The organism is Mycolicibacterium sichuanense, assembly GCF_033741125.1.
Classification (GTDB): domain Bacteria; phylum Actinomycetota; class Actinomycetes; order Mycobacteriales; family Mycobacteriaceae; genus Mycobacterium.
In genome coordinates, this window is sequence record NZ_JAWQPU010000006.1 from 105,259 (window position 1) to 118,706 (window position 13,448).

The 13,448-nt window shown below is 66.7% G+C and carries 15 protein-coding genes and 2 pseudogenes; 11 read left to right on the forward strand and 6 right to left on the reverse strand.

All coding sequences use genetic code 11. The features are described 5' to 3' along the window. Positions 1–242 precede the first annotated feature (242 nt). Complete coding sequence (locus SBI80_RS18850) at positions 243–404, reverse strand: hypothetical protein (RefSeq protein ID WP_318976338.1); 162 nt, start codon at positions 402–404, stop codon at positions 243–245. Between the two features lie 330 nt (positions 405–734). On the opposite strand from SBI80_RS18850, the gene SBI80_RS18855 reads away from it, so the two are divergent. Continuing rightward, on the forward strand, positions 735–1,643 hold the full coding sequence (locus SBI80_RS18855; protein WP_318976339.1) for a haloalkane dehalogenase: 909 nt from the start codon (positions 735–737) through the stop codon (positions 1,641–1,643). A 157-nt stretch (positions 1,644–1,800) separates the two neighbouring features. On the opposite strand, the pseudogene SBI80_RS18860 reads toward SBI80_RS18855, so the two are convergent. Then, positions 1,801–2,022: pseudogene (locus SBI80_RS18860) on the reverse strand (RNA polymerase sigma factor); the annotation flags it as partial. A gap of 38 nt (positions 2,023–2,060) precedes the next feature. Between SBI80_RS18860 and SBI80_RS18865 the strand changes: the two are divergent. The 10 genes and pseudogenes from SBI80_RS18865 to SBI80_RS18910 all read left to right on the forward strand — a co-directional run bounded on the left by SBI80_RS18865 (position 2,061) and on the right by SBI80_RS18910 (position 10,195). Beyond that, entirely contained in the window at positions 2,061–2,207 is a 147-nt protein-coding gene (locus tag SBI80_RS18865; protein WP_318976340.1) for a hypothetical protein, read from the forward strand. Positions 2,208–2,591: 384 nt separating this feature from the next. Next, complete coding sequence (locus SBI80_RS18870; RefSeq protein ID WP_318976341.1) at positions 2,592–2,879, forward strand: hypothetical protein; 288 nt, start codon at positions 2,592–2,594, stop codon at positions 2,877–2,879. 467 nt (positions 2,880–3,346) lie between these two features. Further along, the gene (locus SBI80_RS18875) at positions 3,347–4,042 is read left to right on the forward strand and encodes a methyltransferase domain-containing protein (RefSeq protein ID WP_318976342.1); all 696 of its coding nucleotides are present in this window, start codon (positions 3,347–3,349) and stop codon (positions 4,040–4,042) included. A gap of 34 nt (positions 4,043–4,076) precedes the next feature. Further along, positions 4,077–4,472: pseudogene (locus tag SBI80_RS18880) on the forward strand (MMPL family transporter); the annotation flags it as partial. 780 nt (positions 4,473–5,252) lie between these two features. Continuing rightward, a complete protein-coding gene (locus SBI80_RS18885) occupies positions 5,253–7,643 on the forward strand; it encodes a heavy metal translocating P-type ATPase (protein ID WP_276763403.1) in 2,391 nt (796 codons plus the stop codon). A 24-nt stretch (positions 7,644–7,667) separates the two neighbouring features. Then, the gene (locus SBI80_RS18890) at positions 7,668–7,832 is read left to right on the forward strand and encodes a hypothetical protein (protein ID WP_276763401.1); all 165 of its coding nucleotides are present in this window, start codon (positions 7,668–7,670) and stop codon (positions 7,830–7,832) included. Between the two features lie 61 nt (positions 7,833–7,893). Continuing rightward, positions 7,894–8,574: a VIT1/CCC1 transporter family protein gene (locus tag SBI80_RS18895; RefSeq protein ID WP_276763400.1), complete on the forward strand. Its 681-nt coding sequence runs from the start codon at positions 7,894–7,896 to the stop codon at positions 8,572–8,574. A gap of 95 nt (positions 8,575–8,669) precedes the next feature. After that, the gene (locus SBI80_RS18900) at positions 8,670–9,335 is read left to right on the forward strand and encodes an MIP/aquaporin family protein (RefSeq protein WP_276763399.1); all 666 of its coding nucleotides are present in this window, start codon (positions 8,670–8,672) and stop codon (positions 9,333–9,335) included. Continuing rightward, positions 9,332–9,493 carry a hypothetical protein gene (locus SBI80_RS18905; RefSeq protein WP_276763397.1) on the forward strand — a complete coding sequence of 54 codons (162 nt, stop codon included), beginning with the start codon at positions 9,332–9,334 and terminating at the stop codon, positions 9,491–9,493. Before SBI80_RS18900 ends, SBI80_RS18905 begins: the two co-directional genes overlap by 4 nt. 9 nt (positions 9,494–9,502) lie before the next feature. Further along, the gene (locus tag SBI80_RS18910) at positions 9,503–10,195 is read left to right on the forward strand and encodes a response regulator transcription factor (RefSeq protein WP_276763395.1); all 693 of its coding nucleotides are present in this window, start codon (positions 9,503–9,505) and stop codon (positions 10,193–10,195) included. Here SBI80_RS18910 and SBI80_RS18915 read toward each other — a convergent pair. The 4 genes from SBI80_RS18915 to SBI80_RS18930 all read right to left on the reverse strand — a co-directional run bounded on the left by SBI80_RS18915 (position 10,156) and on the right by SBI80_RS18930 (position 13,420). Further along, on the reverse strand, positions 10,156–11,556 hold the full coding sequence (locus SBI80_RS18915; protein ID WP_318976343.1) for a sensor histidine kinase: 1,401 nt from the start codon (positions 11,554–11,556) through the stop codon (positions 10,156–10,158). The two genes, SBI80_RS18910 and SBI80_RS18915, sit on opposite strands and share 40 nt — an antisense overlap. A 103-nt stretch (positions 11,557–11,659) precedes the next feature. Beyond that, entirely contained in the window at positions 11,660–11,950 is a 291-nt protein-coding gene (locus SBI80_RS18920) for a hypothetical protein (protein ID WP_318976344.1), read from the reverse strand. Between the two features lie 232 nt (positions 11,951–12,182). Then, on the reverse strand, positions 12,183–12,659 hold the full coding sequence (locus tag SBI80_RS18925; RefSeq protein ID WP_318976345.1) for a DUF2231 domain-containing protein: 477 nt from the start codon (positions 12,657–12,659) through the stop codon (positions 12,183–12,185). A 47-nt stretch (positions 12,660–12,706) separates the two neighbouring features. Continuing rightward, positions 12,707–13,420, reverse strand: coding sequence for a VIT1/CCC1 transporter family protein (locus SBI80_RS18930; RefSeq protein WP_318976346.1), 714 nt, complete (start codon positions 13,418–13,420; stop codon positions 12,707–12,709). Positions 13,421–13,448: the final 28 nt, after the last annotated feature.

The window sequence follows — 13,448 nt, forward strand, 5'->3', positions numbered from 1 at the left end:
GGGAGTCAACGGCACGGTCGGGTCGCGTGCTGTCGTGGACCGGAGAACCCGCCGCGGTTGGCCGCCTCGTCAGGGTCCTCGAAGCGTGTCGGGCATCGTCGCATCAGACCCGTCCACCAGGCGTGCCGGCGGAGGTCGCAAGCGCACCGCTCGCCGCGGCGTCGACGCGAGGGAGGGCAGCCGCCGTCACGGCGGGTGCCCTCGCCGGTGGAATCGCGCGGGCCGCCAATGGCTCCTGAGAGTTATTGGTGGGCGCCGGTATTGACATGGGGGAGGGAGGTGCTGGAGTCCATGTCACCGACCCACTGGTGGTGTCCGTAGTCGGCCTGAGCTGGTGCGGCCAAACCCAGCACTGCCGCCGCGACGCCACTGACGATGATTCCGGCGAACCCGAGTTTCTTCATGACGGTCCTTCTCTCTGAACTGAAATCGGTTGAACAACTATGCATTACGTGTACCTCTGGCCGTTCTCCGTTACACGTGCGTCACGTGACTCTCCGACTCCCACGACGCTTGGCGCCCTGCGCTCCTCGTGCATCGATTCCTCCCGTCGGGGAGAACATCTTGGCCCCGCCGGCGTCCCCAGCTCACAGGCCTTCTCTTCCTTGTCTTTGGTCGCCCGGTCTGTACTGTGGGGTACAACCAGCCTGTCGGGGTCGTAGCAGTCGGCTAAACCGGCAGACTCGACGTGCATAGCCCATCAGTGAAGTCCATCCGCCGTCAAAGGAGCACTCATGCAGGTTCTACGCACTCCCGAGGACCGTTTCGTCGACCTCCCCGATTTTCCCTTCCAGCCGCACTACGTCGACATCGGCGCCACCGATGGCTCGACGCTGCGCATGCACTACCTCGACGAGGGCCCCCGCGACGGCCAGGTGGTCCTGCTGTTGCATGGCGAGCCGTCGTGGAGCTACCTCTACCGGTGGATGATCCCCGTCTTGGTCGACGCCGGATTGCGCGCGGTGGCCCTGGATCTGATCGGCTTCGGCCGCAGCGACAAACCGGCCCACCGCGAGGATTACACCTTCGCCGCGCATGTCGATTGGACCTGGTCGGCAATCGAAGCCATCGGGCTCCACGCCATCACCCTGGTCTGCCAGGACTGGGGAGGACTCATCGGACTACGTATCGTCGGCGAGCACGGCGACCGCTTCGCCCGCGTCGTGGCCGCCAACACCTTCCTTCCCACCGGCGACACGCCTCCTGGCGAGGCGTTCCTCGCCTGGCAGAAGTACAGCCAGGAAACCCCGGACTTCAAGGTCGGTCAGATCGTCAACGGAGGTTGCCTCACCGAGTTGACGGCCGCGCAGGTCGCCGCCTACGACGCGCCGTTCCCCGACGACACCTTCAAGGCCGGTGCGCGCCAATTTCCCACGCTGGTGCCCACCAGCCCGGATGACCCGGCCGCACCGGCCAATCGCGCCGCGTGGGACGGGCTGCGCGGTTTCGATCGGCCGTTCCTATGCGCCTTCTCCGACTCCGACCCCATTACTCACGGCGCTGACCGAGTGCTGCACGCCGAAATACCGGGAGCGAGAGCCCACGATCCGGTCACCATCGTCGGCGCCGGGCACTTCCTGCAGGAGGACCAGGGCCCCCAATTGGCTCGGGTGATCGCCGACTTCATCGCCGCTACCCCGTAGCTGGCGTCCGACCGCGCCTAGGTGCTTAACCTCCGGGTGGGTTGATTGCCGCCCGCCAAAGGGGAGCGCGCCTAGCCTTCCCCGGGAGCCGCGAGGGGGACCGCGGCTCGACCGGGGAAGGAGTCGACGGGGCCGCCGAGGTCGACGTCGAACATGGTCATGCTTGGCCCGTCACGTAGTCTTCGAGCGTTTGACGGATCGCCGCACGCCCCCGGTGAAGCAGGACACGCTGGTTGGCCACGCTGATCTCGAGCACCTCGCAGACCTCCGCGGAATCGAAACCGATCATGTCGCGCAACGTGACGACCTCTCGCTGCCGCGGCGGCAACTTGTCCAGTTCACGTTGGGCGACGGCACGCAGTTCCCGTCCCAAGACCGAACGCATGTCGACGCTGGACGTCAGGGCAGTGTCTCGCATTGGGGAACGAAGACCGCGGCGTGCAACTGGGGGCCGCGATGGCCTTGGTGGCGGGGGCGAAGGAGGTCGGCGAGCCTGCTGGACGCGTGGCCGCGGCGGTCGACCCCAGCTGGGCGGCCGGCACCGAGGGACCCCCCGGCAGCTGACCGCTGGCCCCGGGTAGCACCTGTGTCGTCGGGGGGAGTCCTCGGAATCGTGCGCCCGAGCGGTCGGGGAGACCTGCGCGGACTGCAGCACGGTCAGCCACACCGCGGTGACACCGACAGCTGCCGCAACGGCCTTGATCTTCATCTCGCTCATGGTTCCTTTCGCGACGCGACGCCCCCCTTGGCGCTGCTCGTCCGCCGTCGACGTGTACTGGCGAGGCGCCGGCATTCGATGCGACCGTCGACCACGCCATGTGTGCGCGGATCTCGTGGCCGTTACACGCCGGCCGGTCTGACCGTTGGTGGCGACCGAGGGGCGCCGCCGGAGCGGTTCCTCTGCCGGCACGTGGTGTAACGGCGGATCATGCGGCGAGACATAGTGTCATGAACATCTCGAAGAAGAACCGCACCCTGTGGGTGCTAGCTGCGGGGGCTGCCCTCGCGATCGCCGCCGCGCCCAGCGCGGCCGCCGACCCGATCCTGCCGACTGCGGGCAACGGGTCGGCCAGTGACGCCGTCGCCCAACTGCAGGCTGCTGGCTACACCGTGTCGTTGAACTTCCTGGAGGGCACTCCGAACGTCCCGCTCAGGGAATGCAAGACCCAAGCCATCTCCGACCCAGGCGAGTTCGCCACGGTGTCGGTCGACATCAGTTGCCCAAATGCCAAGTGAGGCCGATGCCTCCCTCACAGTCTCCGGCGGCGGATCGGTCGCTCCCGGGTGATCGTGCTCGACGTGGCGAACCGCGAGCAGACCAGGCACTTGGCGCCCGATGGGATCGCACCCGCGAGCGCGAAGAGCAACGTGTCGATGCAACCGCCGAACGACGAGATCAACACTGCCACCGAACTATTCGGACCACTCGATGGTTGTCCGTGGCGCAACGCCACGAACGGGTGGAGCGAAACTTAGCGGTGAATTCCTCTCCGGTGTACCATTCGGTACAGAAGACGCCATGGGGCAGCGCGGCCACGTACACGACACACATGCCTGAGCGGCAGCAAGTGAAGGGATCGGATGGGGATGCGACTGTACGCAACGGCTCCATCGAGATGTGCCCACGAAGGCTCGGGGTGCCGGCAGGCCAATGTCGTTTCAGCGCAGTCAACATCGCTGCGCCTAGACCGACGTGTTCGCCGTTGAGCGCCCCGGTCGACGTCACACCGGTGGACGCGATCTACCGTGCCGGTGTCGCGGGGATGTCGTGCTGGTCGCGCAACCATCGAGGGTTGGTGCGGGAGTTGCCGATGAGTCGCTGGCTCGGGGCTTCCGACGTGGCCGCGCATGATCGGCTTGCCGACGAGTTGGTGATGAACGAGTGCTCAGCGGCTACGACGCTCGACGTGGGTTGCGGGCCAGGGCGATTCACCGCTGCCCTGCAGCATCGGGGGTCGTCGGCCTTGGGTGTCGACGCGTCAGCGGTCGCCGTGGCGTTGACCCGTCAGCGTGGAGGTACGGCGATGCGCCGCGATCTGTTCGGGTCGCTACCGGCGCAGGGATTCTGGGATCGCGTGCTTCTCGCCGATGGGAACATTGGCATCGGCGGGGACCCCGTCCGGACGTTGCGCCGGGCGGCCGAGTTGTTGGCGCCCGGGGGGCGGGTCATCGTGGAGATCGATCACCTCACGACCGGCATGGAGTCGATATCGCACGAGGTCGTGCGTTGGGAGAGCCATCACGCCGAGGGCCCCTGGTTTCGGTGGGCGCGGTTGGGCGCCGTCGCGCTCGGCGGCGTCGCCACCGCCGCCGGTCTCGAAGTCCATAAGGTCATCGACGTTTCACCGCACGTCATCGCCGTCCTTCAACACCCGGCCAGGAACAGGATCAACACATGAACGAGCCGACGCCGCACACCACCGCGACTACTGCATCGCCGGAACGGCGGCCACCTACAAGGATATTGGGGAGGGTGCGACGTATGACCTGATGATCGCGGCGCTGGCCGGGATTAGCCTCATCCTGGTGATCATGATCTTCACCACCAGAAGCCTGATCGCCGCGCTGGTCATCGTCGGCACCGTCGCATTGTCCCTCGGTGCCTCCATTGGGCTGTCAATCCTGGTGTGGCAGTACCTCGCTGGCATCCAGCTGTACTGGGTCATCGTGCCACTGGCGGCGGGCTTGGTTTTCGCCGCGACCATGTCCTCCTTCATCGTCAGCGACCTGGTCATGCTCGGCCAGCTCGGCACCACCATCGGCCTGGGCTTGCTCTTCGACACGCTGGTCGTCCGGTCGTTCATGACACCGTCCATCGCGACCTGCTTGGTCGCATGCCGGGTGAGGTGAGGGAGACCGCTGCATCACCTACTTAACGTCACAGTGACGAATTAGATGGTTCACGCTGATCTCGAAGGCGCAGAGTGTCCGCCGCTGTCAGGTAGTTCTGGACTGTCGACCGTCTTGTCCGGCGCTGTCAGATAGTCGTGGATTCAGACTTAGCGCCATGGTTACGCCGGCCGAAGATCGGCAGGTGCATGGGCAGGGACCTGGGCGGGTGTCACTGTCAGATGGTTCTGGAACGGACGGGCTAGAAATCGGACAGCTACCAGGTTTTCCCGGATTACTCCCAACTAGTTCCGGATCGGACACGGTACGGACGGTGCAGACACCCTTACCGAATGCGACTCATACGACGAGCTGGTAACGGTGCGTGCTCGACGGGTGCGAGTTGTCGGCGCAGTCCCGATCGCCAAAGCGAACTCGAGCGGCCACATTGGGTTGCGGACACATCGAAGGCGTATGGCCACCAGGTCGATGACCAAAGACTCTCGAACCACCGCCACGCGGATTCTAGAGTCGAGGCCAGCGCTCGTTCGACCTTCCGATACAGCGTCACCGTATGCGCCGCGCGACCGATGTCGCTCGATTGAATGGTGCCAGAGGAGCCGAAATGCCCGGTGCTAGATCAGAGCATCGAATGACCGTCGGTGTCGGGATTCGCCGTTCCCGACAGTTGCGGTGGGGTGGCCCGCGCGCGACACCGCTGCAGGCCGACAGAATCGAAGAGGACATCGTGTGGGCTGACGTCGATGGCCGGAGTGCGCGGTGACCGCAACACCGCCGACGCCCGGAACGTCGTCTAAGCGGTTTCGGTCGCTGCTCGAGCCCGCCTTGGTGGTGGTGACGTTGACGGCACTGGTGCTGGGCGGGATCGCGTGGCTCATCGGCTGGCGTGCGGTGGCCGACGGGTGCTGGGTGGTCGGAACATTGGCTGCGGTGGTGCCCGCGGTGGCGTGGGTGGTGGTGGCGCTGCGCCGTGGTCGGGCCGGGGTGGATCTGCTTGCGGTGTTGTCGCTGGTGGGGACGCTGTGGGTGGGCGAGTACGTGGCCGGTGCGCTGATCGCGGTGATGCTGTCCACGGGGCGCGCTCTGGACGCTGCCGCGCAACGGCGCGCTTCGCATGACTTGCGGGCCTTGCTGGAGCGTGCACCCCATTCCGCGCGACGCCGGGTCGGTGACGTGATCGCAGTGGTGCCGCTGGAGGAGGTCGTAGCTGGTGACCTGCTGGTGGTCGGCCCCGGCGAAGTGGTGCCCGTTGACGGGCGGATCGAGGGCGCGGTGGCGGTCCTCGACGAGTCCGCGCTCACCGGTGAGCCGTTGCAGGTCGAACGCGCGGTCGGTGAGCCGGTGCGCAGTGGTGTGGTTAATGCCGCGACCGCATTCGAGATCCGGGCTACTGCCACCGCCGAGGGCAGCACCTACGCCGGGATCGTGCGGTTGGCCAGGGACGCGGGCGCTGACAGTGCGCCGATCATCCGGCTGGCCGACCGCTACGCGGCCTGGTTCCTGCCGGTGGCGCTCGTCGTCGCCGGTGCCGCGTGGCTGGCCAGCGGGTCGGCGGTGCGGGCGGTGGCGGTGCTGGTCGTGGCGACGCCGTGTCCGCTGCTGCTGGCCGCGCCGGTCGCGATCGTCTCCGGCTTGTCCCGGGCCTCTCGACTGGGGGTGGTGATCCGCAGCGGCGGCGCCTTGGAGAACCTCGGGCACGCAACGACTCTGGTGATGGACAAGACCGGCACTCTCACCGCCGGTCATCCCGCCGTCGTCGACGTCCTCGCCGCTCCTGGTCGCGACGGCACCGAGATCCTGCGGCTGGCAGCATCGGTGGACCAGATGTCACCCCACGTATTGGCCGAGGCGATCGTCACCGAAGCCCTTGCCCGAGGACTGTCGCTGTCGATGCCGGCCGAGGTGATCGAGCAACCCGGCCGCGGCGTGACCGCCGCCCTGGACGGCCGACGGATCGCGGTGGGCAAGCTCGCCGGAAATGCATCCGAGGCAGGGTGGGCGGTGGCGGCCGTCAACCGAGCCGGCCTCGACGGCGCTGCGATCGCCTGGGTCAGCGACGACGATGAGGTCTTCGGCGCGGTGCTGTTGCGAGACCCGTTGCGCCGCAACGCGCCTCGTACGGTGCGACGACTGCGCGCAGCGGGATTCAACCGGTTGGTCATGCTCACCGGTGACCGTGCGGCACCGGCACGGGAGGTGGCCACCGTGCTGGGCCTTGATGAGGTGTGCGCCGACCAGAGTCCCGCGGACAAGGTGGCTGCCGTGCGGGCCGAGCGGGAACGCGCCGTGACGGTGATGGTTGGCGACGGCGTCAACGACGCTCCTGCTCTGGCTGCGGCCACGGTCGGCGTGGCGATGGGTGCCCGCGGGGCGACGGCGTCCTCGGAGGCGGCCGACATCGTGTTGACCACCGACCGGTTGGACCGCCTTGCCGATGCGATGGACGTCGCACGCTGGTCGCGGCGCATCGCCGTACAAAGCGCGGTCGCCGGGATGGTCTTGTCTCTGTTGGCCATGGCTGTTGCTGCAGTCGGACTGCTACCGCCCGCGGCAGGAGCACTACTTCAGGAGGGCATCGACGTCGCAGTGATCCTCAACGCGCTACGCGCACTGCGAGGTAACCCCGCCGACCGAATCGAGTTGCCGGCAGGCACCGAGGAGATGCTGCTCCGCTTCTCCGGGGAACATGACGACCTTCGCGATGCACTGAGCCTGTTGCGCGATGCCGCCGACCACGTGGGTGCCGGGCCCGCCACATCGGCGATGGAGGCAGTGTCCCGGGCTCAGAACTTCCTCACCGAGCGTCTGTTGCCGCACGAGGACGCCGAACAGGCCGAGCTGTACCCAGCGTTGGCGAGACCGCTGGGAAGCGCCGAAGCGACAACCACGATGAGCAGGACCCACGCCGAGATCCACCGGCTGGCCGACCGCATCGGCAACCATCTGACACTGGCGCAGAGCGCCGGCGATATTCAGCCGGGCCAGGTCGAGGATCTGCGGGCATGCCTCTACGGCCTGTACGCGGTGCTGCACCTGCACTTCCTGCAGGAAGAGGAGGGCTACTTCACCCTCGCCGCCACCGACCTCCTCCCCGAGGACGCCGACGTGCACGGAAGGCCGAGCGCGCTACCAGGCAAGACACCGGCTTGATGTGCGGAGAAGGAAGCGCGTGACATGAACGATCAGGCCCACCACGAAGTCGTCGAACTGCTCACACGCATCGGCGATCACCTCGAAGCGATCCAGGCGGAGAGTCGTGCGGCCCGCGGCGCCGAACAGGAATTCCGACGCGAACTGCTCGACGCCATCGCCTTGATGCAAATGGCATCCGGGCGCTAAAACCATCGCGTCACGGAACGGAAGTGTTGCCTTGTCCTTTTTCGAAGTAGTCAATCCCCACTTGGAGCGTCATACCGCTGGCCGCGCTGGCTGGCTGCGGGCGGCCGTTTTAGGAGCCAACGACGGCCTGGTGTCCACCGCAAGTCTGATGGTGGGCATCGCGGCCAGCGGCGCGGCCACCGGCGCGGTGCTGACTGCTGGACTCGCCGGCCTGGCCGCCGGGTCGATGGCGATGGCAGCTGGCGAATACGTCTCGGTCAGCTCGCAGGTCGATGTCGAAAAGGCCGACCGCGCCAAGGAGCAACGTGAACTGAGTTCCAATCCCGCGGACGAACTCAAAGAACTCGTCGGTATCTACCAATCCCGCGGGTTGCCCACAGCGTTGGCCCAACAGGTGGCGGAGGCGCTTCACGAATCCGGGCCCCTGGAGGCGCATCTGCGCGACGAGCTCGGTCACAGCGAAGCCATGGCCGCGCGCCCGCTGCAGGCATCTGCCGCCTCCGCGGTCAGTTTCCTGGTCGGTGGCCTAATTCCCTTCCTGGGGCTGCTCGGCCCAGCGACGACCCGGATCTGGCTCGTCGTGGCGGTGACCTTCGTCGGGCTTGGGTGTGCGGGCGTCCTGGGTGCCAAGGCCGCCGGCACGACGCTGGCGCGCCCGGCGTTGCGGGTAGTGATCGGCGGAGGTCTCGCGATGGCCATCACCGCAGCCGTCGGCCAGCTCGCCGGCGTGGCCGGAATCTGACTCATGGCCGTCCCGTTCAGCATTCCTTCAGGCCGCGGAGGCCAGGCTGCGACTCGCGTCGGACCAATACCTGGTCTTCGCAGAAGGAGTTGAGCATGCGCAAATATGTCGTGGAATTGATCGGAACGTTCTTCTTGGTGCTCACCGTCGGGACGACGGTCAGCGCCGGACTGGCGGTCGCACCGCTGGCCATCGGCGCGGTCCTGATGGCGATGATCTTCGCTGGGGGCCACGTCTCGGGTGGGCACTTCAACCCGGCGGTATCCCTCGGGGTGTTCCTCCGCGGGAAGCTGCCCGCACGCGATTTGTTGCCCTACTGGGGAGCCCAAACCGCGGGCGGGCTGTTGGGTGCCGCGGCGACCCGCATCCTGGTGCCCGCTCCCGTGGGCGGGCCTCTGCTGCCCGCGATCGGACCGGCGTTGCTTGCCGAGTTCGTGTTCACCTTCGCGCTGGTGTGGGTGGTGCTCAATGTCGCAACCGCCAAGAGCACCGAGGGTAATTCGTTCTACGGCCTCGCGATCGGATTCACCGTCACCGCAGGAGCATTCGCCGTCGGTAGTGTCTCGGGTGCAGCGTTCAATCCAGCGGTCGCCATCGGTGCTGCGGCGATGGGTTTGATCGGCTGGTCCGCGATCTGGATCTACCTGCTGGCCAACCTCGCCGCCGCGGGCGTGGCAGCCGCCGCATTCATCGCGTTCGCCGGTGACTCCGATGCCCCCCGCCGGGTGTCGTTGCGCCAGCCCGCCCGGGTGAGCCAATGACGTTGCTGGTGTGCAACATTCCCAAGGGCTGGACCCTCCTCGGTGCCACCATCCGGCACCGAGGAGGGCAGACCGAGGACGTCGATCTCAGCGACATCGTCATCATCCCCGCTAACGGCTCGATCGCGCCGTGCTCGATGACACCGTCGCCGTCCTAGGCTGGCGTGGTGCGGGTGCTGCTGGTCGAAGACGAGCTACGGCTGGCGGAGACGGTCCGCGACGGTCTCACTGAGGCAGGGCACAGCGTCGAGGTGCAGCACACCGGCCCGGACGGCCTGTGGGCCGCGACCAACCGGACCTTCGACGTCGTTGTCCTCGACATCATGCTTCCCGGTCTGTCCGGTTACCGCGTGTTGCGGGCCTTGCGCGCCGAGCAAGTGTGGACACCGGTGCTGATGCTGACCGCCAAGGACGGTGAGTACGACGAGGCCGACGCATTCGACCTCGGGGCCGACGACTATTTGAGGAAGCCATTCTCCTTCGTCGTGCTCCTGGCCCGGTTGCGGGCCCTGCAGCGACGCGAGGTGCACGCCCGGCCGACCATCCTCACAGTGGGGGAGCTGACCCTGGACCCCGCCGTGCACCGAGTCCGCTGCGGGACGAAAACCCTGTCCCTGACCGGGCGGGAGTTCGGGCTTCTGGAGTTCTTGATGCGTCACGTCGGCCAGGCGATGCGCAAGGGCGCCATCCTCGATGCCGTCTGGGATCCGCACTACGAGGGGGACGTGAACATCGTCGAGGTGTACGTCGGATACCTGCGGCGCAAGACGGCCATCCCCACTGGTGAACCCGGGTACATCACGACGGTCAGGGGAGCGGGCTACCTGATGCTTTCCGACGGTGCCACCGACGGCGGCTGATCGGGAAGCCGGACGCGGAACAGCGCGCCCCCGCCAGGCGCATCGAGGATTTCGACCTGACCACCATGCGCGGTGACCACCTCTGCCACGATCGCCAATCCGAGTCCCGTGCCACCGGCGGCTCGGTCACGTCCTGCGTCGAGCCGAACGAACCGGGCGAAGATATGGTCGCGGACATCCAGTGGAACGCCAGGACCGTCGTCGGCGACCTCCAGCGAGGCTCCATCGGTCTCCGGTCGGAGCCGAATTACAATGTGGCCATTGCCATGCCGTGCCGAGTTGTCGACGAGATTGCGCAGCATCCGTGCCAGCTGTGACCGATCTCCGTGAATGCGTGCCGCGACGACGTCGACTTCAAGTCGCAGCGTTGTGGCATCACGCAGCCGGAGCTGTTCGGCGTAGACCAATTCGTCGAGGTCGACGTCGTCGGCGCGGGGCAGCAGCCCACGTTCATCGGCTTGCGCCAACAGCAGAAGATCGCCGATGATCCGATCCAGTCGCGCTGCCTCCTCTCGCATGGCGGCAAGCCGCGCGTCGTCCCGCTCGTCGCGACTGTGCATCAACTCCAGGCCGGTGGTGATGGTCGACAGTGGGCTCCGAAGCTCGTGGCTGGCGTCGGCGACGAACTGCCGCTGTACGCGTTGCGCGCCCTGCAGCCGACCCAGCAGGGCGTTCATCGTCGTCGCGAGCCGCCCGACCTCATCGCGGGTGGCTGGGACGGGTACCCGCTGGTCGAGGTCGCGATCCGTCATCGCTGCCACCCGTGCTCGGATTGACTCGACCGGGCGCAAGGCCCGACCCGTTGCGGCGAAGGTGGCTAGTGCGGTCACCAGAACCAGCAGGGGAATTCCGAGCCAGAGCAGTTTGCGCGCCGTGCGCACGCTGTTGTCGACGCCGTTCAACGTGACTGCGGCGATGACGGTTTGGACGCCATGGGTGGTCTTCGCGCCCCGCACGGCCACGATCAGCGTGTCGTCGGGATCGACGGCCGGAGCGAGGATTCGCTGCGTCACGACCTCACCGGGGCGCGGTCGCACCGTCGTCAACGGTGGCTGGTCGACGAGCGGTGCGCTGGCGGCAATAGGCGTGCCACCGGCATCGAGGATCTGCACCAGGTCCAACGCGGCGCTCAACTCGCGCACCGCTTCGGCTGGACCAGCCGCCAGCAATCGCACCTCTACGTGCTCGGCCTGCTCCAGCGCGGCCCCCTCCGCCGCTGAACCGAGCGACCGCTCCAAGAGCAGTACTTGGGCGACCCCGCCGACGATGAGCGCCAACGCCACCACGGCCGCTGCAGTTGCGGCCGCCTGGACACGCACACCCGTTCGCCGGGTGACGACGAGACGCAGTCGCGACACCATCACCAGACCCTACGATGCGCCACAGCCCACCCCGAACGAACGTCGAACCACTTCGGCTGGACAGAAGACCGCTCGGGTCAGGGCGCCTATCACGAGTAGTGCACTACTTGACGCTGACGTAGACGGTCCTGGAAGTTACGGACGAGTGATCGTGCACTCCGACGTCGGTGCGTATCACCGTACGGCCCAGTCGGACGGAGGTGACCGTGGACTGATTGAGCGGGGCCGAGCCCACCTTGTTCACGATGACGGTATAGCCCTGAGCCGTCAGGGAATTCACGGTGGCTTGCGCGTTGCCCGTGTCCGCCGACGCCGCTTGAGCCGAGACCGACAGCTCCAGACCAGCGACCAGCAATCCTCCGGCAACCACGGTGGCGACGCCTAGGCGTGTCATCGACGAGAGGCTCTTCGTAATGCGACGTCCTTGAATCCTGTTGGCGATCATTGCCGGTCCCGTCGTGAGTGCATCCCACTGGATGCTGCAACCCACATTGAATGACGTTCGCTGAAGGAGTGCTGAACGCCATAACCGAGATGACCGCGCGGTGGCGCCCACCCTTCGAAGCGGCCGCCCCGCCTCCACTGGCGTCCCGGGGAAGGCGATTGCGGGCCGGGTCGGCCGTCTTTTAGCCTTCCGAGGATTCGGCGACCTTGTCGCCCCACGCGGACCTCGCTCCGGAGTCACCGATCCGGTACACCTGAACTGTCGTGGCGGCGCTCGCCAGGATCACGACGGCAGCAACCACCCAGGTGATCGCCGATTTCAACGGCCGTTGACGGCTTTCTCGTAGATGAACGAACGCCAGCAACGCGGCGGCCACCAGCAGGCTCAGCGAAAAGTACAGCATGGTGTCGCCGAGCTCTGTGTGCTCCTCCAGGACGGGAGAACCCTCCGTGCGCTGCTCAAGCCACTCGCCGGCGTTGGTGGTCAGCGGGGTGAGAACGACGGTCACCGCCGCGAGAACGACGACGAGCCAGGTGAGGCGCTGGCGCGCTGCCGGCCATAGTGCGCAGACGATCGCCAAGACGGCGGTCAGTGGAGCTAGTACGACGATGAAATGGATGAGCAGAATGTGTGCGGGCAGTCCCAAAATCGTTGACACGGGTGCGCCTTCTCTGTGGTGGGCTCTCGACGGGTGCGTGCGAAAGTTCAGGCGATAACGGCGCCGACGAGATGTCCGACGGCGTAGGTAACGGCAAGAGCCAAGGCTCCACCAAGGACGTTGCGGGCAATCGCGCGTCGTTTCCGAGCTCCGCCAAGTGCCGCGGACGCTGCTCCCGTGACCACCAGGGCCACCAGCACGGCGCCCACGGTTACCGGGATGCGAAATGCAATGGCTGGCAGAAGGATCGCGATCAGCGGCAGCAGCGCGCCGACTGTGAAGGACAAAGCCGAAGACAGCGCGGCATGCCACGGGTTGGTCAGGTCGGTGGGGTCGATGCCCAATTCCACCTCGACATGGGCAGCGAAGGCATCGTGGTCGGTGAGCTCCTCGGCGACGGTTCGCGCGGTCGCGGTCGACAACCCCTTGCCCTCGTAGATCGCCGCGAGTTCCTCGAATTCGCCCGCGGGGTCCTCGTGCAACTCTTGGCGTTCCTTGCCGAGCAGGGCTTGCTCGGTGTCGCGCTGGGTGCTCACGGACACGTACTCGCCCAAAGCCATCGAGACGGCCCCGGCGACCAGTCCGGCGATTCCGGCGGTCAGGATGGGAGTCCGTGACGCCGTGGCAGCAGCAACTCCGACGACGATGCCTGCGGTGGAGACGATCCCGTCGTTCGCCCCCAAGACGCCAGCACGCAACCAGTTCAGTTTCGAGGACACCGAGCCCGTATGCGGCTCGGCGGGATGAGCGATCGTCGACACTCCCTAAACGCTATCCATCAGCGCGGGC